At 55.9% G+C, this 23,338-nt stretch carries 17 protein-coding genes; 12 read left to right on the top strand and 5 right to left on the bottom strand.

Annotated elements, in window-relative coordinates; all coding sequences use genetic code 11:
- Positions 1–69: 69 nt before the first annotated feature.
- Positions 70–1,362 carry an MFS transporter gene (locus ACOYW0_RS02785; RefSeq protein WP_482417063.1) on the bottom strand — a complete coding sequence of 431 codons (1,293 nt, stop codon included), beginning with the start codon at positions 1,360–1,362 and terminating at the stop codon, positions 70–72.
- Between the two features lie 603 nt (positions 1,363–1,965).
- On the opposite strand from ACOYW0_RS02785, the gene ACOYW0_RS02780 reads away from it, so the two are divergent.
- Both ACOYW0_RS02780 and ACOYW0_RS02775 read left to right on the top strand, forming a co-directional pair.
- On the top strand, positions 1,966–2,949 hold the full coding sequence (locus tag ACOYW0_RS02780; RefSeq protein WP_482417062.1) for a sugar phosphate isomerase/epimerase family protein: 984 nt from the start codon (positions 1,966–1,968) through the stop codon (positions 2,947–2,949).
- Between the two features lie 43 nt (positions 2,950–2,992).
- Positions 2,993–3,376 (top strand): RidA family protein, encoded by a 384-nt coding sequence (locus tag ACOYW0_RS02775; protein WP_482417061.1) that lies wholly within the window; start codon positions 2,993–2,995, stop codon positions 3,374–3,376.
- A 540-nt stretch (positions 3,377–3,916) separates the two neighbouring features.
- Here ACOYW0_RS02775 and ACOYW0_RS02770 read toward each other — a convergent pair.
- Positions 3,917–4,558 (bottom strand): DUF2867 domain-containing protein, encoded by a 642-nt coding sequence (locus tag ACOYW0_RS02770; RefSeq protein WP_482417060.1) that lies wholly within the window; start codon positions 4,556–4,558, stop codon positions 3,917–3,919.
- A 527-nt stretch (positions 4,559–5,085) separates the two neighbouring features.
- Here ACOYW0_RS02770 and ACOYW0_RS02765 point away from each other — a divergent pair.
- Positions 5,086–6,249 (top strand): hypothetical protein, encoded by a 1,164-nt coding sequence (locus ACOYW0_RS02765; RefSeq protein WP_482417059.1) that lies wholly within the window; start codon positions 5,086–5,088, stop codon positions 6,247–6,249.
- Positions 6,250–6,357: 108 nt separating this feature from the next.
- Here the strand turns inward: ACOYW0_RS02765 and ACOYW0_RS02760 are convergent, their stop codons facing one another.
- A complete protein-coding gene (locus tag ACOYW0_RS02760) occupies positions 6,358–6,822 on the bottom strand; it encodes a glycine zipper 2TM domain-containing protein (protein WP_482417058.1) in 465 nt (154 codons plus the stop codon).
- Between the two features lie 371 nt (positions 6,823–7,193).
- Here ACOYW0_RS02760 and recA point away from each other — a divergent pair, with 371 nt between their 5' ends.
- The 3 genes from recA to ACOYW0_RS02745 all read left to right on the top strand — a co-directional run bounded on the left by recA (position 7,194) and on the right by ACOYW0_RS02745 (position 12,119).
- Positions 7,194–8,219, top strand: coding sequence for a recombinase RecA (recA, locus tag ACOYW0_RS02755; protein WP_482417057.1), 1,026 nt, complete (start codon positions 7,194–7,196; stop codon positions 8,217–8,219).
- A gap of 243 nt (positions 8,220–8,462) precedes the next feature.
- A complete protein-coding gene (alaS, locus tag ACOYW0_RS02750; RefSeq protein WP_482417056.1) occupies positions 8,463–11,084 on the top strand; it encodes an alanine--tRNA ligase in 2,622 nt (873 codons plus the stop codon).
- A 411-nt stretch (positions 11,085–11,495) separates the two neighbouring features.
- Positions 11,496–12,119, top strand: a complete 624-nt coding sequence (locus ACOYW0_RS02745) for an HD domain-containing protein (protein ID WP_482417055.1) — start codon at positions 11,496–11,498, stop codon at positions 12,117–12,119.
- Positions 12,120–12,130: 11 nt separating this feature from the next.
- Here the strand turns inward: ACOYW0_RS02745 and ACOYW0_RS02740 are convergent, their stop codons facing one another.
- A complete protein-coding gene (locus ACOYW0_RS02740) occupies positions 12,131–13,300 on the bottom strand; it encodes a DUF4382 domain-containing protein (protein ID WP_482417054.1) in 1,170 nt (389 codons plus the stop codon).
- 438 nt (positions 13,301–13,738) lie between these two features.
- Here ACOYW0_RS02740 and ACOYW0_RS02735 point away from each other — a divergent pair, with 438 nt between their 5' ends.
- From ACOYW0_RS02735 to gap, 4 genes are all read left to right on the top strand, one after another.
- On the top strand, positions 13,739–14,014 hold the full coding sequence (locus tag ACOYW0_RS02735; protein ID WP_180144013.1) for a metal-sensing transcriptional repressor: 276 nt from the start codon (positions 13,739–13,741) through the stop codon (positions 14,012–14,014).
- Positions 14,015–14,021: 7 nt separating this feature from the next.
- Positions 14,022–15,311, top strand: coding sequence for an MFS transporter (locus ACOYW0_RS02730; protein ID WP_482417053.1), 1,290 nt, complete (start codon positions 14,022–14,024; stop codon positions 15,309–15,311).
- Between the two features lie 235 nt (positions 15,312–15,546).
- Positions 15,547–18,411 (top strand): PAS domain S-box protein, encoded by a 2,865-nt coding sequence (locus ACOYW0_RS02725; protein ID WP_482417052.1) that lies wholly within the window; start codon positions 15,547–15,549, stop codon positions 18,409–18,411.
- Positions 18,412–18,698: 287 nt separating this feature from the next.
- Complete coding sequence (gene gap / locus ACOYW0_RS02720; protein WP_482417051.1) at positions 18,699–19,715, top strand: type I glyceraldehyde-3-phosphate dehydrogenase; 1,017 nt, start codon at positions 18,699–18,701, stop codon at positions 19,713–19,715.
- Positions 19,716–19,723: 8 nt separating this feature from the next.
- Here the strand turns inward: gap and ACOYW0_RS02715 are convergent, their stop codons facing one another.
- Positions 19,724–21,271 (bottom strand): sigma-54-dependent Fis family transcriptional regulator, encoded by a 1,548-nt coding sequence (locus ACOYW0_RS02715; RefSeq protein ID WP_482417050.1) that lies wholly within the window; start codon positions 21,269–21,271, stop codon positions 19,724–19,726.
- A gap of 454 nt (positions 21,272–21,725) precedes the next feature.
- Here ACOYW0_RS02715 and ACOYW0_RS02710 point away from each other — a divergent pair, with 454 nt between their 5' ends.
- Positions 21,726–21,992: a hypothetical protein gene (locus ACOYW0_RS02710; RefSeq protein WP_180144028.1), complete on the top strand. Its 267-nt coding sequence runs from the start codon at positions 21,726–21,728 to the stop codon at positions 21,990–21,992.
- 123 nt (positions 21,993–22,115) lie between these two features.
- Positions 22,116–23,264, top strand: a complete 1,149-nt coding sequence (locus ACOYW0_RS02705; protein ID WP_482417049.1) for an efflux RND transporter periplasmic adaptor subunit — start codon at positions 22,116–22,118, stop codon at positions 23,262–23,264.
- The last annotated feature ends 74 nt before the right edge of the window (positions 23,265–23,338 follow it).

Below are 23,338 nucleotides of genomic sequence, written 5' to 3'. Positions count from 1 at the left end.
GACTGAACAGTAATTAATTGTGATATTATTTATAATAAAAGCCCACGGAAAGCTCCGTGGGCTAACAGATTAATTTGTCACGAGTATTTTTTCATTATTGGCAACCTTATCATCATTGGCTTTTTTTTCTCTGTTGGTTATTCCTACTAGGATACTACTTATAATAAATCCGAGTAAAGCAAACCCAATCATTAGAAGGAAGACTATTCTATATCCTGTGTAACCTGGGAATTTGTCTAACATTTTGCCAAAAAGCGAATAACAGAACATTGCAGGTGCATATCCAATAAAGCTCCCAATAGCCATTGCTGATCCAGAAATTTCATCCGGAATATTTATCTCTCCCATTGGCGCAAAGAAGATCGCTCTTTGTGTGAAGATAATCGACCCAAATCCAAGGGTAAATACCATCCCAATATATACATTCATTGATTCATGCGGAAGCATTATAAATATAATCATTCCAACAACTGAAAGAAGGAATGAGAACCTCAGATACTTACTTGGTGATTTGAATGTTTTATCTGCTAAAAATCCACCTATAGGCCCCCCGACCATCTTCAGTCCATATTGATTTATTACTCCGTAAGCTCCAATAAGTGTTACAGGCAGCCCATAGATATCTTTCAGGAACGGAATAAAATACGTAAGTCCACAGTATACGGCATACACAGAAAATATAGTGAAAGAAACTATCCATATCTCTTTGCATTTAAGAGCTTTCAGGACTCCTTCAAACTCTCCCTTAAATCCCCCAGAAGATTTTTTTGTCGGAGCATCATGTTCAAGGCAGAAGAATGAAATAATTCCGATTACGATAACTGATATCGAAAAGAAGAGAATGGCCCCTTTTAAGCCCCCGGCACCTTTACCTAACCATGCAAATATCGCGAGTGCTGTAAATGCAACGATTGTGTCTACTACGCCTCTTCCTGCTTCCAAGAAACCAAAGAGTCTTCCTTGTTCTTCTTTTGGCCCCAGTGAACTTACTGACTTTAAAAGGATGGGCCAATACATCATATCACAAGTAATGCCAAATAGAGCCCATACTATCAGTATCCCATGATACCCTGGAAAAGTTGAAAGATATATCCCTAAAAGTCCCGTTGCGATAAGGGACGCAGGAAGTGCGACCTTTTTCGAAAACTTATCTGCAAAATATATGGCACAAAGAAAACCTAAGGTGGCAACTGTCGAATAGATTGATAATGCATTACCTATCTGAGTGTGTGTCAGATGGAAGTGTTCCTGCATTGGAATATAGAAAACATCCTTTAGGGACGATAGCTTATAAATCGATCCGCCCCCGATAATTAAAACGATAAATGTAAACCATTTTTTAAAGACACTACTCTTTTCCATTGTAAGCCTCCAGATAGTTGTCAAATTTAATTGGTTTGATTGTAATCGTCAATGGTGTCTTTGTAAAGTCTTTTGTTGCTTTGTGTTGTTTTATGGTTTTTTTGGTGGTATGAATTGGTATGAAAGAATCAATAAGGTTAAGGCGCAGTGAAAAATACAAATAATTTAGATGGTAAAGTGAGTGTCTTGTGGTGGGGGAGGGCTCGTAGAGTTTGTCGGTTTATTGCGTTGTGATAAAGAACATTCTTATGATGAGTCCCTGCGGATTGGGTTTTATGCATTTTTGTGGGTAGTCTTGGGTTCTCTATGGGGAATCATTCGATATCATGCCTTTATTTGTGGCTATGGCTCAAAGCATTGATTCTAAAATTTATTTAGGATGCACATAAATGATAAAGGCAAAATATAAAAAAATTACAATTTTTCAGGGGGTTCAGGCTAATAATCGATAGGGCCTGCTTGCGTGTGTGGCCCTGAAAAATAGTCTTTACGAAAATTGAAATAAAACAACACAAAACAACAGAATGAACTGAACCGTTTGAATTGCGTGGTCGAGTATCTTATTTAATTTGATGTGATCAATTATTCTAAAGGAGGGCGATAATGAAAATTGGCATCGAAACAGAAAGTTTTCATCTATATTTTCAGTATGGAAAAATGGATATTTTTGATTTTATAAGAAAGGCGGCGGAGCTTGGCTTTGAGGGCGTTGAGTTAAATATTATTCCTGGATGGGGGCTCCATCCTGAGCTGGGGCAGGTCGGTCCTGATAATAAGGAGAATTTAGATAAGGTAAGGAAAGAAATAGAAAAACACAATCTTTATGCTGAGATTGATTGCAATGGTACAAGTTATTCAGAATTAAGAAAGGCTGTAAGGGTAGCTCATCATATAGGAGCAGACGTTATACGAACATATATCAAATTCGATGAGTTTGATGAAACCCTTTATGAGCAAACACGAAAAGACTTAAAAAAAATAGTACCCCTTTTGAAAAAATATAGAATTAAACTTGGTCTTGAGAATCATGAATATGAGGTCTCCGATGAAATAATCAATATCGTGAAAGACGTAAATTCTTATTGGGTAGGGCTACATTATGATTTTGGAAATTCCATGATGGCTTGGGAAGATCCTGTTAAGGCGGCTGAGAAAATGGCTCCTTATACATATACTACTCATTTTAAAGATCACATAATAGTAGAGGATTCGGATGCTAAATATGGTTATCTTGTAGCTGGAGTCCCTGCCGGTACGGGAAATATCGATATAGATAAAATCTTTCAGATAATGGTTGAAAAGTCCACATTGAAGAGGATCAACATGGAGATGTGCTTTCCTTATTGTGCTGATTTCAAGAGAGTACCAGGTGCGGGAGGCGTTTTCGAAGTTGGAGAAGGTGCCTTTAAAGTGGGAGAAGCTCCGTACGATAGAAATTTGATTAAGCCTCTTGATTATTACTTCCCTCATAAGGCAGTAGACGATGAATTTATCGAGAAGATGATGGAGGACCAGCTTGAAGGAGCCAAGAAAGGCGCAGAGTACTTGAAAATTCTCAGGGATAAATACTGCAGAGAAGAGATCTGATCCTTTCTCTAATAATTTAAATGCAATAATAGCGAAGGAGAAAATGACGGTGAAAAGAGTTATTAGTACTGAGAATGCACCTGCTGCTGTAGGGCCTTACTCGCAAGCTATTGAGGCTAATGGAACACTCTATGTCTCAGGGCAAGTCCCTTTTATTACGGGAACTATGGCATGTGTTTCTGATGACGTACAAGAACAGACAAAACAGTCTTTAGAGAATGTAAAGGCTGTCATCGAAGAGGCAGGGTATACTTTAAATGATATCGTTAAGGTAACGGTATTTATAACGGATATGAATGATTTCCCGCTAATCAACGAGACCTATGCACAATTTTTTACAGAGAACAAGCCGGCCAGGGTGTGTGTGGAAGTGGCTAGATTGTACAAAGATGTAAAAATAGAAATAGACGTTGTTGCGGTTAAGTAACAATTTTTGAAAATAATAAATTCGAAAATTAACCAAAAAACCTCTTTGCACTAAGTTAATGACGATTTGGGCTTACGCTAGTGTGGAGGGGTTTTTCAGGGGGAAATTGGCTGTACCCTTGTGAATTCTTCGGCATACGTTGCCTTGGTAAGAATCAAGGAGAGCCCGGCCTTAGGGGGATCTCTTTGGTCCATCCTTCCCTCACCACTTTCGGGCCGCCTCAGTTCAAGGTCCATATGATCTGAAACGGTGTCAGCGGAATGTTGATGCCTTTATTCGGAGTCCATACAGCACACCCTTTATACACGGTTTGTTTAAAAGCGTAGCCCGAATGGTGTCTGAATGGCGGCAAAGGAGTGATATCAAATTCAAACAACAAACGTCGATTTACATTTTGCATTTTCAAAATAGCTAAGATTTTTAGTGTAGCTATCTGAAGCCATAGTGTTTTTGTTTTGGCTGGTTGTTTTCTCATGAAATATGCGGGTTAGGATGGGCATAACGGAACGTGCCTATTCGAAGCTTTAACCCTTCTGGTCATCAAGACGCGATCCCTTCATCGGATCGCGCTTCCCAGTGGTCCATGCACTTCCTGAAAATGTGGGGGTAGACCACGTAGTGTCGGAATGGTCGGATACATCTCATGTAAAGCGCGCTGAAACTGCTCCTGTACTTGATGTACACCGCAAGGCGGACCTTCCACTTTCCGTCTCCCGAGGGAGACCAGGCATAGTGCATCAACGCATGCTCGGTGGAATTGGAGAGCTCATGGAGCGTTTCGTCCTCGAAGGTATACACTGGCCTGAAGTCCATATAGTCGCGCGTTGAGATGTCCATCGCGCGCTGCGGAGCGTTTTTTTCAAGGTCCCTCTCCTGCAAACGATCCCGAAGGCTTTTTTCTCTGCAGCCCGGAATGGGGTGATTGTTCAAATTGTTATCGATACGAAATAAAGCGCCTAAAACTTTTCGTACCCTGAAGAGCATTCCCGCTAAGGAGACATCGTAAATATCCTTCATCATGGGCTCAATGGCGGATTTCTGGAACAAATGTAAATCGACCCCGTCCTTTGCGCTGAATTCATATGGGAACTCCCAGGTATCCTCGAGTATGAAATCGGAAGCCAGAGAACGGACCCTCCAGTTGAATTTGGTATGCGTTGAGGCTGCGGCAGTAAAATCCATGATTACTCCTCTGTAAGACTCGTTATTCCCAAAAATGATGGACCCTTCCTGTTACCAAATCACATAGCAGCATGTTTTATTTTCAGCTAACGCTGCTGGTTGAGAGGGACCCTCTCAATTAAGCACAGAACTGTGGAATAGTCCCATTGAAATTTAGCCCGGGCATTCCATGAGAAAACGGTCTTTTTGTAACAATAGAGAATTATAACAATTGGTTGGTGTGTTGGGGAATTAGACATTTTAAAGGCATAAAATGTAATTCACGGTTTCCTGCTCGATTTTCTCACCCTTCGGGCGAGCCGAGTGCCCCATGGTCCTCGTCATCCGGGTGTTGAGCTAAAATTTCCTTGTCAACAACTTGCAAAGGCGTTAAGCCCGGATGTTCCGTAACAACTGATTATCGCCGTTGTGGTGAGCAAGAACCGTCGGTTATTTTTTGGATGAGGGGATACACGGTGGATACGCTGAGGAAGATACGACATGGGCACCTTTCCTGTGTGCCTTTTTGGTCGGCAATAGATGTCGCCATGGGCATCATCTACAAGATCATGGTGCTGCTCGGTACTGGTCTGGGGGGCGCGTCTCGATGTGAGGAAAGGGGCATGGCGGGGGATGGTGGTGACGTTTCAACTAAGAGCGTCCATGGACCCGTGCCGCCGGGCCTTGCGTTTCTGTCGCTTTTTCTGGTGGGGGGCGTGGCGTATGCCGCCAGTGGTTATCTGCTGAGCCTCTTTCACTATTCAGTCAGGGGCCCGCGCGTGTTTATGTATGGAATCTTTATTGCGGGGTTTGCTGCGCGGTTCGGCGAGGCACGCCTGGACAGGGCTGAGGCCATGTTTGGGGCAGGGAAGAGTCTGGTGGGACGCTTCCTTTTTGGTGCGTCGGGTGCGGTCTCCCTTGGTGCCGCTTATTATGTGCTCAAGCACCCGGACATTATGAACCTGGGCGACGAGGTGCTGAAGGGTAGCGCTTCAGGGGGAAGGGCGGCTGTTCTGTGGCTTCTGATTGCCGGGGTTCTCTATGCAGGGTTCTTCAGGCCCCTGGCATGCAGCGTGTGGGTGAATTTCGCGTATTATGCGGGCTCCGAGGACTCAAGAGGCTATGTCCTGAACCCTTTGAACGCCTTGATCTTGGTTATGGTCCCGATGCTGTACGTTGTCTCCATGGGAGGCGTTGGTGTTGGAGCCTTTTTTTTCGGTAAGGCTTCGGTCTTTGCGTCGGTGACATGGGCAGAACTCGCCGGCTGGGTGGTGTTCTGGGGCGCTGTGGTGGCTTCCGCGGGGGCGGTGGGGGTGCTGCTGTTGAGCGCTGCGGGCCTTGTACGTACCACTATATCTTACGCTGTTGAGGTGGGGCTCCTGGCGTATGTCATGTCCCAGTGTATGTACGGCGCGATATATCTGTTTTTTGATATTCGGGGCATGGTGGATATGACCCGGGTGTTGATGGCTGTTCCTGTGGTGTCGGTTTGTGAAACGGCGCTCTTCTGGGGGCTTGTTCTTGCCGGTGTTGTGGTGCCGGTTCGATTCTGGAGGCAAGGCATCCGGTATGCGCCTGAAGGCGTGGTTATGCATCTTTATTTTTCAGGGATTCTCGGCCTTGTTTTTAATGTGCCTGCGCACAGTGTGGTTGTTGCTCGTTATGTGGGGGCTGTCTCGGGACTTTTTGGCTGGGTGCCCAGTGTTTTTTGACGGAGGCGGTGTCCCTTCCTGTTTTTGTTTGAGAGCGCAAAAGGGCCCTGCAATTGATGCTGCAGGGCCCTTTATGTTTCTGGCGGTATCCAAGGCTTGCCGTTGACGTTACTGTCGGACGCGCATCGTGCCGTCCCCGCTTTCGATGAGGCGGACCCTGTCCCCCACGACGTATTCGTCGTCTTTCTCCTGGACAACCACCATGATGCGTCCGTCGTCGAGTTCCAGTTCGATCTCAACCCCGGGGCGCATGGCCCGTGAGCGTTCGGCTGCGCTTCCCGCGGCAGCTCCGCCCAGGGCTCCGGCGGTGGTGGCCAGGGTGCTGCCGCTGCCTCCGCCGATGGTGGAGCCGACAATCCCGCCTACCACGGCACCTCCCACGGCCCCTGCGCCGCTCTCTTCATGCTGGATCTGCACATCGGCCACATTGAGGACTGTGCCATAATAAACGGACATGGCCTGCTGGGCCTGACCGGGTTTGTAGGTTTTGCTTCCCTGGCTGCCGGGCTGGCACCCCAGAAGTGCGGTTGAAACAAAAATAGCCACGGCATAGGCTGCGATTTTTGTGTTCATTTTGGAGGGTCTCCTTGGTTTTTATTTGTGGTGAACAGGCAGGGTGTGATGAGGTCGGCGGGCATGGATGGCATGGCAATGCCCTGGGTTAGATTTTGGGTGTAAAAGGTATTGATTTCGTAAGTTTATAGTAAGGGTTCTGATTTATCAATACCAAATCTCAGGGCCGGGGGGCGGAGCCCTGGAATCGGGAGGGGGTGGCGGTTTATTTCAGGGCTCGCATAATGGATCAAAGAGTGATATATCGATAGAAATTCGAAAAATGTCTTTTCGTCTCAATTATGTAAAAAAATCAGTAAATCAAGATAGATATTATACCTTAGACTTTCGGTTGTCTGCAGCGGACCGAAAAGAGGACCAAGGAGGAGCGCATGGGCACGTCCTTTGACAGGGATAAGGCCGTTGAAACGGCCATGGGTCAGATTGAACGCCAGTTCGGTAAAGGGGCCATCATGAAGCTTGGGAACCGGGAAGTGGCGTCAGTGCCCGTTATTCCCACCGGTTCCATCGCCCTGGACAAGGCCCTGGGAGTAGGTGGTGTGCCCAAGGGTCGCGTCATTGAGATCTACGGCCCCGAATCATCCGGGAAAACCACCCTGACCCTTCATATTGTGGCTGAGTCCCAGAAACGCGGGGGCATTGCAGCTTTCATCGATGCCGAGCACGCCCTGGATGTTGTGTACGCCCAGAAGCTGGGGGTCAACTGCGACGACCTGCTCGTGTCCCAGCCCGACACCGGTGAGCAGGCCCTTGAGATCGCGGACATGCTGGTCCGAAGCGGCGCTGTTGATGTGCTCGTGGTGGACTCCGTAGCGGCCCTGGTGCCCCGCGCCGAGATCGAAGGGGAGATGGGCGATGCCCACATGGGCCTCCAGGCCCGCCTCATGAGCCAGGCCCTTCGTAAGCTCACCGCCACCATCGGTCGCACCAACACCACCGTAATCTTCATCAACCAGATCCGTATGAAGATCGGCGTGGTCTTCGGCAACCCCGAAACCACCACCGGTGGCAACGCCCTGAAGTTCTACTCCTCCGTGCGCATGGAGATCCGTCGTTCGTCCGCCATCAAGGACGGCACCGAGGTCATGGGTAACCGTACCCGCGTGAAGGTGGTGAAGAACAAGATGGCGCCTCCCTTCAAAGAGGCGGAGTTCGACCTCATGTACGGCGAAGGCATCTCCAAGACCGGAGAGCTCATCGACATCGGTGTGGAAGCCGGTATCGTGGAGAAGAGCGGCGCGTGGTACTCCTACAACGGAGAGCGCGTGGGCCAGGGCCGTGAAAACGCCAAGAAGTTCTTTGCCGAAAACACCGAGCTGTACGACGAAGTTCTGGGCAAGGTCAAAGAAGCCCTGGGCATTGCCGAAGCCCCCGCGGACGAGGTGGCGGACGCATAATAGGGTGGTTCTGCAAGGAATCATTTGATAAACTGAAAAAAGGGCGCTGCGCCTGATCAGGCGCAGGCCCTTTTGCTGTTTATTTGTGTATATTATTTTTGGTGGCCTCGAAAAAGCCCGGCGACCCTCCCAGGCGGGTCGATCCCGGGGAACCCTTTTTCGAGAACGTCGATTTTGACCATTTACCACAAGGGGCCGTAACGGCCCAACCCGGGGCCAAGGGCCCTGCCATGGAGCAAGGTGATGAAAGGCAGCGAAGCGCGAAAACTCTTTATCGACTACTTTAAGAAGCACAACCACCGGAACGTCAGGAGCTCGTCTCTTGTGCCGTCGGATGACCCCACTCTCCTTTTTACCAACGCGGGCATGGTGCAGTTCAAGCGTACCTTCATCGGCGAAGAGAAGAGGGACTACACAACGGCCGTGACGAGCCAGAAGTGCGTTCGCGCCGGGGGCAAGCACAACGACCTGGAAAATGTCGGGTACACGGCTCGCCACCACACCTTTTTCGAGATGCTCGGCAACTTCTCCTTCGGCGACTATTTCAAGGAGCAGGCCATCACCTTTGCCTGGGACCTTCTCACCAACGGGTACAAGCTTCCCGTGGACAAGCTCTGGGTCTCCATCTACCTGGATGACGACGAAGCCTTTGAAATCTGGAACAAGAAGATCGGCGTGCCCGAAGACCGCATCGTCCGCCTGGGCGAAGCCGATAACTTCTGGGCCATGGGCGACACCGGTCCCTGCGGCCCATGCACCGAGATTCACATCGACCGTGGGGAGCGCTTCGGCTGCGACAACCCCAACTGCGCCGTGGGTTGCGACTGCGACCGCTACCTGGAGATCTGGAACCTCGTGTTCATGCAGTACGAGCGGGACGAAGAGGGGACCCTTACCCCCCTTCCCAACCCCTGCATCGACACCGGCATGGGCCTTGAGCGCATCACCAGCATCATGCAGAACGCGGATACCAACTACGACACCGACCTCTTTACCCCCATCATCGGCAAGGTGGAAGAGCTCTCCGGCAAGAAGATGACGGACTGCAACGACACCGCCATCGCCATGAAGGTCATCTCCGACCACAGCCGCGCCGCTACCTTCCTCATCAGCGACGGGGTGATGCCCGCAAACGAAGGCCGGGGCTACGTGCTGCGCCGCATCATGCGCCGTGCCATCCGGTACGGTCGTTTTATCGGGCTCACCGAGCCCTTCCTCCACACCACCAGCCGCGTGGTCATGGAGATGATGGCCGACGCCTATCCCGAACTCAAGGAGAGCGAAGCCTTTATCACCAGCGTGATCAAAAATGAGGAAGAGAGCTTCTCCGTGACCCTCGACAACGGCCTGAGGCTTCTGGAAGAGGCCCTGGAGGACGTGAAGGCGTCTGAGGCGAAAGTCCTCTCCGGGGATGTGATCTTCAAGCTTTACGATACCTACGGTTTTCCCGTGGACATCATCCGCGACGTCATCACCGACGACACCATCACCCTGGATCTGGAAGGGTTTGACAAGGCCATGGAAGCCCAGCGGGAAAAATCCCGCAGCAGCGTTGCCTTTACCCGGAGCGGGGAAGCCTTCCGCAAGCTCTCTGCAGCGGGTGTGAAAACCGAGTTCACCGGGTACGCAGGCCTTACCGGAGAGTCCAAAATCCTGGTGGTGGCCGTGGACGGTGAAGAGGTGGAAGCTCCGGCTGCGGGCACCGACGTGGAGGTTGTGGTGGAAGCCACGCCGTTCTACGGGGAGTCCGGGGGCCAGATGGGCGACTGCGGGACCCTTTCAGGGGAAGGCTTTCAGCTGACCGTCCTCGATACCATCAAGGACCCCACAGGCCTTTTTATCCACAAGTGCCGCGTGGAGAGCGGAGCGGTGAAGGCAGGCCTCATGGCGACTCTGGCCGTGGATTGCGATAAACGCGCCGCCACCGCCCTGAACCACAGCGCCACCCACATCCTCCATGCCGCCCTTCGTTCGGTGCTCGGCGAGCACGTCAAGCAGGCAGGCTCCCTGGTGGGCCCGGATCGCCTCCGGTTTGACTTTACCCACTTTGCCCCGGTGGACCGCGCCACCCTGGATGCCATCGAAGCCCGCGTCAACGACTGCATCCGCATGAACGTGCCCGTGGGCGTGGAAGAGATGGACGCTGAAGAGGCCATGAAAACCGGCGCCACCGCCCTGTTCGACGAAAAGTACGGGGACCGGGTCCGCGTGGTCTCCATGGGGGATTTCTCCAAAGAGTTCTGCGGGGGCACCCACACGGCAGCCTCCGGTGACATCGGCGCCTTCCGTATTCTTTCGGACTCCGGCATCGCTTCGGGCGTGCGGCGTATCGAGGCCCTCACCGGTGCTTCGGCCATCGAAAGCACCCAGAAGAGCCTCCACACCCTTGCCGAGGCATCGGCCATGGTCAAGAGCGCACCGGAGAACCTCTCCGAGCGCCTGGAAAAGATCCTGGCCGACAACAAGGCCCTTGAAAAAGAGCTTAAGCAGCTCAAGATGCAGATGGCAGGCAAAGCCGCCGAAAGCCTCGATGACGACATCAAAGAGGTGAACGGAGTCCGCGCCGTGGCCAAGAAGGTCTCCGTGGAAAACCCGGCCCAGCTCCGCGAGCTGGCAGACCGTTTCCGCGACAAGATCGGCTCCGGCGTTGTGCTCCTCGGCACCGAGTCCGGCGGAAAAGCTCTCCTGCTTGCCCTGGTGACCAAAGACCTCACCAAAACCTACAAAGCCGGTGACATCGTCAAGAAAGCCGCAGCCATCGTTGGCGGCGGCGGTGGCGGCCGTCCCGACATGGCCCAGGCCGGCGGCTCCAAGCCGGAACACCTGGACGAGGCCCTGAGCTCCCTGTTCGAGTACCTCGGCTAAGTCAGGGCCACCCTGACGCCAGATGAAAAAACAAACCCGCGACTCATGCCGAGTCGCGGGTTTTTTGTTGGGCGCCATAAAAAAACAAAGCAGTCTTCGGCGTCAAGGTGGGGGTATCTGGAACCCGATGAAGGGGGGAGGTTCGCGTGACTTTAACAGCCTGGTATGCGATCACCTGTAGGATGTGCTTGCGCACCAAGTGTTCGAAAAACCGACGCCTTCTGATATTTTGATGCTGTGTGAAGGTCAGCCGGATATGGAGGCATGACCGTTACGATTTATCGGCGGTGCGCAAGCGCACCCTACCGCATATTCCCTACATCGTTGGTAACGCGTCACACTCACATAAGGGTGCGCTCTCATACGCATGTGTTTGAACCTGTGCACGTGTGGGACATTTTTAAGGAGAAGATGATGGAAAAAGCGTGTGAAGCGTTTCTTAAAGGGCGGGCTGTTCAGGACGGGGCCCACGACCTGGGCCATGTGAAGCGGGTGGTGTCCATGGCTCGGCGCATCGGGGAAGCGGAAGGGGCGGATCTTGGCGTGGTTGTGCCTGCGGCGTGGCTCCATGATTGTGTGAGCGTGCCCAAGAATTCGCCGGACAGGGCTTTTGCGTCCCGTCTGGCGGCGGATGAGGCGGTGCGGTTTTTAAAGGGGCTCGGGGTTTCCGGGGACACGCTTGCCGCCGTGCATCACGCCATCCACGCCCACAGCTTCAGCCTGGGAAAACCACCGGAGACCCTGGAGGCCCGGGTGGTCCAGGACGCTGACCGCCTGGATGCCATTGGGGCCCTGGGCATAGCCCGCTGCTTTTTAACGGGCGGGACCATGGACTCGGCCATGTTTCATCTGGAGGACCCCTTTGGCAGGCACCGGGAGCTGGACGATCGGGCCTATGCCGTGGACCATTTTTACGCCAAGCTCCTGACCCTTAAAGATACACTGCATACCGGCGCGGCCCGGCGGGAAGCGGAACGTCGCCATGGCGTTATGGAGTCATTTCTGGACGAGCTGGAGCGGGAGCTGAATGTCTGACAATTCGGGGGTTAAAGATTTATTACGAAAATTCTGGTGCCCCCCGATGTGATCTCCCAGGTATTGCTTATGGTCGAGGAGATGGGGTCGCCGAAGGCCACCACCGTGTAGTTGTTTGGGGGAAGTGTGATTTCGTAGTTACCATCGGCAGAGTAGGATTCGGACAGCAGTTCGATGAAATTGGGCAAGCCGGTCCCACAGGGGGCGTCCCTGCGTACACTCACCGTGATAGATTCTTCGTTTCCGGCGTTAATTCCTGTGAGGCTAACTATTAACTTGCCTTCGGGGTTGGTCCCGGTCAATGCAAAATCCTCGGTGAGGGGGGTGGCCGTAAGGGCGGTGATGCGGCGACACAATGGAGTGAATTCGTTGTCATTGTAGGCAACGAGGTTGTACGTGCCCTCCGGGACCCTGAGGGTATAGGAGCCCGCCGCATCGGTGAGGGTGGAGCCAATGGTGATGACTCTGTTTTTGGGGTCGGTGGCAAAGCCGTCGTAGGTCTGCACCGACACCCGGGTGCCCTGCAGGGCCGTGCCCGGTGTGGGGCTGTCGGTGACGGAGCCGGATATGAGTGCAATTTCCCGGGTATCCAGCACCTCAAGGACCGACTTTAAAAACCATTGCCCGCCGTCGCCCCCCTGAACCACGGATCTCATGACATCAAAGTCCAATATTAGCTCGACGGCGCTGTTGGTGTCGAGGATGAACTGCTTGGTGACTTCGACACCGGATTCATCCTCAATAGGGACATCAAGAGCGTGTATTTTATCAACAGGCTCGTTCAAGATGACGTAATGCGGGGTGTCGGCTGGGTGGTCATCACCAAGAATGTTTTTTCCTTCATCCGGGGCGCTGGCCAGGACCAGGCGCACCTGATTGTACACTCCGGCAGGCATCTCCCGTGTGCCGAGGGACTTCAAGAGCCCCCCGGTATAATCCAGAAGGTTGATGGTTTCGTTGACGATGTCCACCACCTGCCACCCGTTTTCATCGGTGGCGGATCGGTTGACCTCCACCTGATTGACGCTGATGTAGACGGCTTTGTAGTCCGGGGAGGGGGCATCGGTGAGCTGGACGGTGAGGTCCCCGAAATTGGCGTCCGACGAATCGGAGCTGGAGCTGCAACCTGCCAGGGCCAGGAAGACAAGGGCCGCAAGGATTGAAACAAAACGTGGGTTCATGAAAGCCTCCTGTGGGCGGGCGTGTTTGTTTCAGGCAAGGAGCAGGAAGAGCAGGGGTGGGAACAAAAAGGGCGAGGGGAGAAGGTGCTCCTGAAAGCGTACATAAGTTTTTTTGCAGGGCTGAAGCGAAGCGGTCGAGGTATGGCTTGATCCCGGAGTGCCGTCAGGGACTCAGGTCTTAAGGGGATGTTTTGTCCGGGTTGGCGTTATGGCGTCGGTTGTTACGGCTTGGCCTTACGTGTTGGTATTGTACCCTTTTTGGCCAAAAGAACGAAAGGCTTTTCCCGTGAACGTGGGTTTTTCTGTTGCTTTACAGGTAACGCGAACTAATGTTCTGTGTTTTGCTTCTTGCAATGAATATGAAAAATAAGTAGTTGTATATGTATCCCCACCCCGGGGATAGGTTATGAACCACGGACGCCATGACAGGAGGGCCAAATGGCTGACGCATCACGTCATAAAAATCATGATGAAATCGCCAAGCGGCTGAGACGGGCCGGGGGGCACCTGGCCAAGGTGGTGGCCATGATTGAGGGCGAGGCGCCCTGTGTGGAGGTGGCCAGGCAGCTCCAGGCGGTTTACAGGGCCGTGGGCAACGCCAAGCAGGCCCTGGTGCGCGATCATATCGACCACTGCCTGGACGATCACGCGTTGAAAGAACGCTCAGCCGGTGACATCAAGGCTGAGCTGGCAGAAATATCGAAATATCTGTGAGACGGCTATGACAGAGCGAAACGAGGCATTGACGGCAAACATTGCGCGATATCCCTGGTATCTTTTTTTTAGGGATGGCTACTTCTGGGGGCCGGTCTTTTTTCTCTATTTCTCTTCGGTGCTCAGCCTGTCCGAGGCCCTGCACCTGGAAGCTGTCTATTATGTAGCCGTTGCCGCGGCCGAAGTCCCTTCGGGATATCTCGCCGATCGCTTCGGGCGAAGGCGGACCCTGATGTGTTCCTCCGGCTGCCTGGGCCTGGCCTACCTTCTTTTTTTGACCGGCCACACCTTCTGGCAGTTTGCCGCGGCCCAGCTTTTTCTGGCCGCAGGGTTTGCGTCGGCTTCGGGAACGGACACGGCCCTTCACTACGAGAGTCTCAAGGACTTGGGCCGAGAGGCCGAGTACGCTTCCCTGGAGGGGCGGGCCCTTAAATACAGCCTCCTGGCCGGTGGCGGCGCGGCACTTCTGGGCGGGCTGGCCGCCGCCGGTCACCTGAGGTGGGTGTACGGGCTGTCGTGTGCCACGGCAATGATCTCGCTGGGGATCGTGATGACCATGACGGAACCCGAAGGGGCCAAAGGGAAGGTGGCGGCGCCCTTCGGTCCCCAGCTTCGCCATGTCCTTCGGAAAGCCCGGGGGCCCCGCCTTCGCTTTTTTACCCTCTACGCCCTTGCCATGACCGTGCTTCTCCATATTCCCTATGAGTTTTACCAACCCTACCTGAAGCAGGCCCTGGCGTGGTCCGGGGCGGGGGCGTCCCTGGTACCGCCCCTTTCCGGTATGCACCTGGCCCTGACCATGTGCCTGGGGGCCTTTATGACGCGCTTTGCCGGACGGATTCATCATCGGTGTGTGGTGCGGCGGACCTTGCTTGCCTGTGCCCTGCTCCAGGTGGTGCTCATCGGGGCCATGGCCCTTGTGGTGCATCCGCTGGTGGCCCTGATGCTGGTGGGCCGAACCGCTTCCCGCGCGGTGTCTACGCCCCTGGTGAATGCCGAGCTTGCCCCCTTGCTCGGACGCCATGAGCGAAGCACCTATTTTTCCCTCCAGAGCCTGCTGGGGCGCCTTGCATACGGGTGCTCACTTGTGGTGTTGCCCCTGGGGGCCGCTCTGTTTGAGGATTCCCTCCATGGGGCCCTGGTTTGTGCCCTGGTGCTCGCCCTCTGCCTCGTCGGGGTGCTTTTTGCCGTTCCCTTTCCTTGGGGGGAGGACCCTGTCTGCTGCCGAAGCCGAAATCACCTTGACTCTCCCGCTGCTGGCTCTGCGGGGGATGTGCCTGAAAAACCCTTTGCATAGGGCGCTTCGACACCCCCTTCCGAAGATTTTTCTGTTTTAAATCCTTCAGTTTTTCCTTCAATCGTGCGATCAGTAATTCAAAGCGTAAACATGCGATTTGTTCCTCCGGCTGTCTCGGCTTGTGCCTTGCCGTTCGGAGGCTGTTCCGGGTTGTGCGGCCGGGGCCTTGGGTGCTCTGTGTGTCGGTGACGTGACGACCATGCCTGCATGGTGACATACGAAACAGGGGGGTGCGGTGCTGGGTTTTAACTTCCGGGTCTGTGTGGTGCGGCTGGTTGCCGGTATGGTGTGTGCGGTGGGATTGCTGTCTTCGGCCGGAGTGGCCGAGGGAACAACCTATCTGATCTTCGGGGGAGACAACAGCTACCCTCCGTATGAGTACCTTGACGAGCAGGGTACCCCCACCGGCTTTGATGTGGATATCACCCGGGCCGTGGCCCGGGAAATGGGGATTCTCACCAGCCTGAGGCTCATGCCCTGGCATGAGGCCCGCAGTGCCCTTCAGGTCGGTGAGGTGGATGTGCTCATGGGCATGTTCAGGTCCCCGGAACGATTGAGGCATTTTGCCTTCAGCTCGCCCCATAACGTGGCGTCCTACGCCGTGTTTGTCCCCGAGGGCAGTCCCATCCGGGACCTTGACGATACCCGGCACAGGCGGGTGATTGTTCAGAAAGAAGACATCGGGCACGATTATCTGCTTCAGAGGGGCGAACCCGTGGAGATCGTGGTGCGGGAGAACATGCACGAGGTGCTCAAGGCCCTGGCGGCAGGGGAGGGGGATGCGGCCCTTGTCTCCCGGCTCCAGGGGCTCATGATCATCAAGGACGAAGGCCTGGAGGCCATCCGGCCCGTGGGCCCTCCCATTTTACAGCGCGCCTTCTGCTTTGCCGTGAGAAAAGGGGACCAGCGTCTGCTCTCTCTGCTCAACGAGGGGCTCAGCGCCATCAAGGCCTCGGGGCAGTACGACGAGATTCATGCCAAGTGGTTCGGCGCTTACCGGCCCAGGGAGTTTAACGGCAAGGAGCTCCTGGTCCACATGTCCATGGTGGTGGGCCCCCTGGTGGCTGTGGCCCTTTTGTTTCTGCTGTGGAGCTGGACGTTGAAACGGAAGGTGGCCCGACGTACGGAGGAGCTCTCCAAGGCCAACGATATCCTGAGTCGCCAGATCGACGAAAGGCTCCAGGCGGAGCGGGCCTTTCGGGAAAGTGAGCGGCGCTACCGGGAGATTTTCAATACCCCCAACGACGCCATTATCCTCCATGACGCCGAAACCGGTGAGGTGGTGGACATCAACAAGCCCGGACTTGCCATGCTGGGGTATGGGCGCGACGAGATCCTGGGGGCGGGCTTTGAGACCCTTCTCTCCGGGGAAGGGGACTCCACCGGGGACAAGGCCATGGCCCTGTTTCGGCAGGTGGCCCAGGGAGACCCCCGGGTGGTCCAGTGGCAGAGCCGACGAAAGGACGGAACGGCTTTCTGGGTGGAGGTCTCCCTGAAGGTGGCCCGCCTTACGGACCAGGCCTGCGTGGTCTCCGTGGGTCGGGATATCAGCGCCAGGAAAGAGGCCGAGGAGAAGCTCTCCGAGGAAAAAGAGCGCCTGGCCGTGACCCTTCGGAGCATCGGGGACGGGGTGATCACCAGCGACGTCTCCGGGCATGTGGTCCTGATGAACAAGGTGGCTGAAAAGCTTACGGGCTGGACCCAGAACGAGGCCGTCGGGCGCCCCATGTCCGAGGTGTTCCGCATCATCAACGAGAAGACACGTAAGCCGTGCGAAAACCCTGTGGATAAGGTCCTGGCCACGGGCAACATCATCACCCTGGCAAATCATACGGCCCTCATCGCAAAAGACGGCACCGAGCGCAGCATCGCAGACAGCGGGGCGCCCATCATGGATCGCACCAGCACCATTGTGGGGGTGGTCCTCGTGTTCCGGGACGTCACCGACGAAAATCGCATGGAAGATGAACTCCTCAAGGTCAGAAAGCTTGAGTCTGTGGGGGTGCTTGCCGGGGGCATCGCCCACGACTTCAACAATATCCTTACGGCGGTTCTGGGCGGGGTGAGCCTTGCGCGGACCCGTTGCCAGGAGGCCTCCGAGACCCATCGGCTCCTGACGGATGTGCTCAAGGCCTGCGACCGAGCCAAGGACCTCACCCAGCAGCTTTTGACCTTCTCCAAGGGCGGGGCGCCCGTCATCCGTGTGGCTTCGGTGGTGGATGTGGTGCGGGAGTCCGCCGGGTTTGTGCTTCGGGGCAGCCGGGTGCGCTGCGAAACCCGTTTTGCCGACGACCTCTGGCCTGCGGAGATCGATGCGGGCCAGATCAGCCAGGTGGCCCAGAACCTGATCCTCAACGCGGTGCAGGCCATGCCCCGGGGCGGGGTCATCACCATCGCCGCGGAGAACCACTCCATCAAGGCGGAGAAGGTGGGGCTCCTTCCCCTCAAGGGCGACCGGTATGTGAAACTCACCTTTTGCGACGAGGGGCCCGGCATCCCGGAGGAGATCAGGGACCGGGTCTTCGATCCTTTTTTCACCACCAAGAAAACCGGAAGCGGCCTCGGCCTTGCCACCACCCATTCCATCGTGTCCAAGCACGACGGGCACATCGAGGTGGCGTCCACCCCCGGCCGCGGGACCTGTTTTACCCTCTACCTGCCCGCATCGGAGGAGGCTCTTTCTGAGCCCCTTGAAGCGCAGCCCCGGCCCCAGGCCATGGGGCGGGGCCGGATCCTGGTGATGGACGATGAAGAGATGGTCAGGGAGGTGGTGGAGGGCCTTCTGGTCTCCATGGGCTATGAGGTGCTGCTCACCGCCAGCGGTGAAGAGGCGGTGGTCGTTTACAGGGAACACCATGGCGGGCCGGAACCTGTGGACGTGGTGATCACGGACCTCACCGTGGCCGGTGCCATGGGCGGTCTGGAAGCTGCGGGCATCATCCTGCAACAGGATCCCGATGCCCGGGTGGTGGTCTCCAGCGGCTACTCCAACGATCCGGTGATGGCCGATTACATGGCCCACGGGTTCTGCGCGGCCATCGTCAAGCCCTATACCCATGCCGACCTTATGGCCGTGATCTCCGCCGCCATGGAGGGGTGACGCCTTGCGGGCGCCCCTGTCCGGGATATATCCCTACACTTGAGGTCGGGACTTTGGTATAGTACAGCCCTTTCCGGCCCGGAGGTGACACGACCGCCGGGGCCGGACCCGGAACTGTCAAGGCGTTTTCCCCAGTGTTTTTATGCAAAGGGGAGGCGCTTCGTAACGAACGCATCACAACAGCCGGCATCAGGGGTGACGGAAGAAAAAACGGTTTGCGCAGGGCGCCCGGAAGGGGGCTTTCGAAAAGGCGCCGGGCGCAGGCAGGTTTTTATGGATTGGTTTTCATGACATACAGAGTTGCAATCAACGGATATGGTCGTATCGGGCGATGTATTTTGCGGGCCCTTTACGAGTCGGGTCACCGGGACGACCTGGTGATCGTGGGGATCAACGAGCTTTCCGATATCGAGTCCATCGCCCACCTGACGAAGTACGATTCCACCCACGGGCGGTTTGACGGGGAGGTCTCCTGCGAGGGACACACCCTGGTGGTCAACGGGGACCCCATTGCCGTTACCTACCAGAAAGAGCTCTCCCGCTTGGCCTGGGACCGGCTGGACGTGGACGTGGTGCTGGAGTGCACCGGGTGTTTCACCCGGCGCGCCATGGCCGAGAAGCACATTGAGGCCGGGGCGAAAAAGGTGGTCTACTCCTGTCCGGCCGAACCGGACGTGGACGCCACCATTGTGTACGGCACCAACCACGACACCCTGAAAAAAGAGCACACCGTTATCTCCAACGCCTCATGCACCACCAACTGCATTGTGCCGGTGATCAAGACCCTGGACGAGTCCTTCGGCATCGAGAGCGGGGTCATCACCACGGTGCATTCCATGATGAACGATCAGCCGGTCATCGACGCCTACCATGACCAGGACCTCCGCAAGACCCGGAGCTCCAGCCACTCCATCATCCCCGTGAACACGGGGCTTGCCAAGGGGCTGGACCGCATCCTCCCCCACCTTGAGGGGCGCTTTGAAGCCCTGGCCCTGAGGGTGCCGACCCTCAACGTTTCGGCCATGCAGCTCACCGCCCAGGTGCGGGAGAAGACCGATGCCCAGGCCGTGAACGAGGCCCTGTACAAAGCAGCCCACAACGGGATGAACGGCATCCTCGGCTACACCGAGGTGCCCCTGGTCTCCTGCGACTACAACCACGACCCCCGCTCCTCCGTGGTGGACGGCACCCAGACCCGTGTCTCCGGCCACACCGTGAGTGTCCTGGCCTGGTTCGACAACGAGTGGGGCTACGCCAACCGCATGCTGGACACCACCCTGGCCCTCATGCAGGCCGAAGCGTAAGAATTCTGTCAGAACGCCCCGCGCCCGAAGGGAATTCCCAGCTTTCTCAGCCTGTGGCGCAGGGTGCTGGGGTGGATGCCCAACAGGGCGGCCGCCCCGTCTTCCCCTTGGATTTTTCCGCCGGTTCGGGTCATCATGTGGCTCAGGTGCCGGCTGATCACCGCATCCAGGTTGGTGGGCCCTTCCTCGGCCGGGAGGGCTGCCGGTTCGCGGACAAGTCCTTGGGGCGCCGCCACCTCGGCAAAGAGCAACGGGGTGTCGCGGTCCCCGGAGTAGTTGCGGATGATCTCCCGCTCCACGATGTTCTCCAGCTCCCGGACATTGCCGGGCCAGTGGTGGCCCTGGAGCCGCTCAAGGGCCCCGGGGGCCGGCACCGGGCGGTAGGGCAGCTTCATCTCGTGGCTCTTTTTTTCGATGAAATGGTTTACCAGGGCCGGAATATCGGCCTTTCTCTCCCTTAAGGGGGGGATGGTCATGGGAAAGACGTTGAGCCGGAACCAGAGGTCTTTCCGAAAGGTGTTCTCCTTGACCATGCTCTCCAGCCTCCGGTGGGTGGCGGCGATGATCCGCACATCCGCCTTGATGGGCTCCGTGCCCCCCACCCGTTCAAACTCCTTGGTCTGAAGCACTCGCAGCAGCCTCACCTGGGCTGCCTGGGGCAACTCCCCGATCTCATCTAAGAACAGGGTCCCCCCGTGGGCCCGCTCGAACCGTCCCCGTTTCCGGGAGAGGGCGCCGGTGAAGGCCCCTTTCTCATGGCCGAAGAGCTCGCTGTCCAGAAGGCTCTCCGGAATGGCCCCGCAGTTGACCTTGATGAAAGGGCCCTTTGACCGCGATGAGTTGTAGTGAATTGCGTTGGCGATGACCTCCTTTCCCACCCCGGTTTCCCCCAGAAGAAGCACCTGGCTGTCCAGGGGCGCCACCTGCCGCACCTTTTCCATCACCTCCCTCAGCCCGAAATGTTCCCCGATGATGGTGTCCCCGCTCATGCGGTGGAGTTCGTTTGTCAGAAAACGGTTGTCGTCTTTGAGCATCTCCTGAAGTCGAAGCACCTCCTGGTACCTCAAGGCGTTGCTCATGGCCACGGCAAAGGGGTCGTGGAGCAGGGAGAGGAGCCGGGCGTGTTCTTCGGTGAACTGCCCCTCCTTCAAGGCGCTCACCGCCACCACCCCCAGTCGCTGGTTTTTGGTCATGAGGTGAAGGACGGCTGAAGAGAAGACGGAATCGATGCCCACGTGGGCCGCCACCCGCTGGGCCACAGGGTTGTCTTCCGGGCGGTTGCTCAAGGTGGTCTGGCTCCACTGGGATTCGATGAAGGCCACCTCACGGTCGGAGATCTCCACAATGGTTCCCGGTGCCATCAGGGGAAAGCCCGCCTGGGCCACGGTGCAGATGCCCGGGATGGATGTGTCCAGATAGTCCATGGTGATGTTTTCGGCCGGCATGTAGCGTTGCAGAAAGACCAGGCACTCCTGCAGGGCTTCGCCGATGTCGATGCTTCCGCAGATGGCAAGGGTGCCCTGGTGGAAAAAGCTGATGTCGTCGGTTCTGGGCATGGCGTTACTCCAATGGAAAAGGCGGGATTCACCCATAAGGTCCGCCGCAATGGGAAGGTGCGGCAGTAAAAGTGTCATATACGATATGTACCGAAAGAGGGTGCCGTATGCAACATATGAAAATGTTGTATATGACATTTTTGATTTTGCTTGTGTGTAATACCCTGAATATACATGAGTAAAAAATATGGCATGCTTTTGGCAAGGTAAAGAAGTGAATCCCGGTGGAGGGGGATGGCTTGGTAACAGCCCCCTGTCACCTTCGGGTGGTTCCCGCCAGGGAGTCCGGGAAAACATCGACACCTGTTCCAGCGCGCCGGTCGCAATGATCCCCCCCCATCTTCAGGGCGGTCGGCCCAAAGGGCGGGCAAGGTGTTTTCCCGGATACATCATGCCTACGCATACGGATGATCAACGGCGAGCCGACTCGCTCGCCCGGTAAATGGAGCAGACTATGAATTGCAGGGAAGAGATCACGGTGAGGTTGACGGACTTGGGCAGCGATCACAAGGTGTCTGCCCTGTTTACACGATTTTGCCATGTGGCCGGACGTGCCTGCAGGCTTTACCGCAACGAGCGCATTGAAAACGACTGGGCCGTGGCCATCGAATGGTCTCAGGTCAGGGATCCCGAGGGTGTAGCGGCCCAGCGGGATCTTCTGGTCTGGGCCCTGGAGGATTTGGGCCATGTGCATGTCTCGTTTTGGAAGGCAAAGGGCTAACCCGGAGATTTTATGGGAAACCGATCGGATCAAGGTGGCCGCAATGCTATGGCGGTCGGTTATTGTGAAATATCCGGGTTAGGGGACTCTCGCCCCTTCACAATTAAATACAGGAACGATGGAATGATGAAACGAACAGGACAGATAAACATACGGGGAGCGGCGGCCCTTGTGGCAGGGCTGATGTTGGCCCTGGCCTCGGCCGGATGCTCGGAGAGCCAGGCCAACAAGGTGCAGGAGAACAAGACAATCCGTCCCGTGAAGGCGGTGACGTTGTGTCGGCCCGGCGAGAACGCCGCGTGGCGCTTTCCCGGTACGGTGCGTTCCCTGAGGGACGTGGATCTCTCCTTTCGGGTGGGGGGGCCTGTGGTGACCCTGGCCGTGGACAGGGGAGAAAAAGTGCGGAAAGGAGAGGTTATCGCCCGCATCGATCCGCGGGACTTCGAGGTCAAGGTGGCCACCCTCACCGCCAGCCTGACCGTGTCCAGGGCCCAGTTGAAAGAGGCGGAACTCCAGTACCGGCGCTACAAGACCCTGCGTGCGGAGAGCGCCGCGGCCCAGGCCACTTTCGACAGCATCACCGCCACCTATGAGGTGGCCGGGGCGAGTGTGGATGCCGCGGAAAAAAATCTGGAAGAGGCAAAGAACAGCCTGGCCGACACAGTGCTCATCGCCCCTTTTGACGGGTATGTGCATGAAAAATTCATCGAAAACCACGAGACCGTGGCCCAGGGCCAGCCCGTCATCTCCCTTGTGGACCTGGATCACATGGAGGTGGAGGTGGCCATCCCCGAGGGGATGCTCCCCATCGTCAAGCGCATCGGTGGCATCGCCTGCCGGTTTGACGCCCTGCCCGGTGAGACCCTGGCCGCAACGGTCAAGGAGCTCTCCAAGAATCCCAACCCCTCCAACCGTTCCTACCCCCTTTACCTGACCCTCAATGAGAATGCGGGGCACCGCATCCGTCCGGGCATGGCCTCGGAGGTGACCCTCACCGCAAGGGATGTGGAGGCAGGGTTTGCCGTTCCGGAGACCGCGGTGGTGAACACCGTGGAGGAAGGCAGCTTTGTCTGGGTGGTGGATGAAAAGGAGATGGCGGCACGTCAGGTGTCGGTGGAACTCCTGGGCGCGGACCGCAAAGGCCTGCGTATCGACGGCCCCCTGGAAGAGGGGATGCAGGTGATCGCCGCCGGTGTGCGGGGCCTTTCCGACGGGCGCAAGGTGAAGGTCCTGCCCGAGGTGAGCCCCACCAACGTGGGCGGCGAAATGTAGAGACAAGCCCTCTGCCGTCAACGCCGGATTCTCCCCTGAGGCACGAAGACGGTTTGTGGTGCATCAACCTGATT

The sequence above is a fragment of the Desulfoluna sp. HI9BLuna genome (genome assembly GCF_056829775.1).
This window is presented reverse-complemented; position numbering and strand designations above follow the sequence as displayed.

Coding starts and splice junctions, on each gene's coding strand:
- ACOYW0_RS02785 (WP_482417063.1), bottom strand. CDS start 1,362: ATGGAAAAGAGTAGTGTCTTTAAAAAATGGTTTACATTTATCGTTTTA.
- ACOYW0_RS02780 (WP_482417062.1), top strand. CDS start 1,966: ATGAAAATTGGCATCGAAACAGAAAGTTTTCATCTATATTTTCAGTAT.
- ACOYW0_RS02775 (WP_482417061.1), top strand. CDS start 2,993: ATGACGGTGAAAAGAGTTATTAGTACTGAGAATGCACCTGCTGCTGTA.
- ACOYW0_RS02770 (WP_482417060.1), bottom strand. CDS start 4,558: ATGGATTTTACTGCCGCAGCCTCAACGCATACCAAATTCAACTGGAGG.
- ACOYW0_RS02765 (WP_482417059.1), top strand. CDS start 5,086: ATGGGCATCATCTACAAGATCATGGTGCTGCTCGGTACTGGTCTGGGG.
- ACOYW0_RS02760 (WP_482417058.1), bottom strand. CDS start 6,822: ATGAACACAAAAATCGCAGCCTATGCCGTGGCTATTTTTGTTTCAACC.
- recA (WP_482417057.1), top strand. CDS start 7,194: ATGGGCACGTCCTTTGACAGGGATAAGGCCGTTGAAACGGCCATGGGT.
- alaS (WP_482417056.1), top strand. CDS start 8,463: ATGAAAGGCAGCGAAGCGCGAAAACTCTTTATCGACTACTTTAAGAAG.
- ACOYW0_RS02745 (WP_482417055.1), top strand. CDS start 11,496: ATGATGGAAAAAGCGTGTGAAGCGTTTCTTAAAGGGCGGGCTGTTCAG.
- ACOYW0_RS02740 (WP_482417054.1), bottom strand. CDS start 13,300: ATGAACCCACGTTTTGTTTCAATCCTTGCGGCCCTTGTCTTCCTGGCC.
- ACOYW0_RS02735 (WP_180144013.1), top strand. CDS start 13,739: ATGGCTGACGCATCACGTCATAAAAATCATGATGAAATCGCCAAGCGG.
- ACOYW0_RS02730 (WP_482417053.1), top strand. CDS start 14,022: ATGACAGAGCGAAACGAGGCATTGACGGCAAACATTGCGCGATATCCC.
- gap (WP_482417051.1), top strand. CDS start 18,699: ATGACATACAGAGTTGCAATCAACGGATATGGTCGTATCGGGCGATGT.
- ACOYW0_RS02715 (WP_482417050.1), bottom strand. CDS start 21,271: ATGCCCAGAACCGACGACATCAGCTTTTTCCACCAGGGCACCCTTGCC.
- ACOYW0_RS02710 (WP_180144028.1), top strand. CDS start 21,726: ATGAATTGCAGGGAAGAGATCACGGTGAGGTTGACGGACTTGGGCAGC.
- ACOYW0_RS02705 (WP_482417049.1), top strand. CDS start 22,116: ATGATGAAACGAACAGGACAGATAAACATACGGGGAGCGGCGGCCCTT.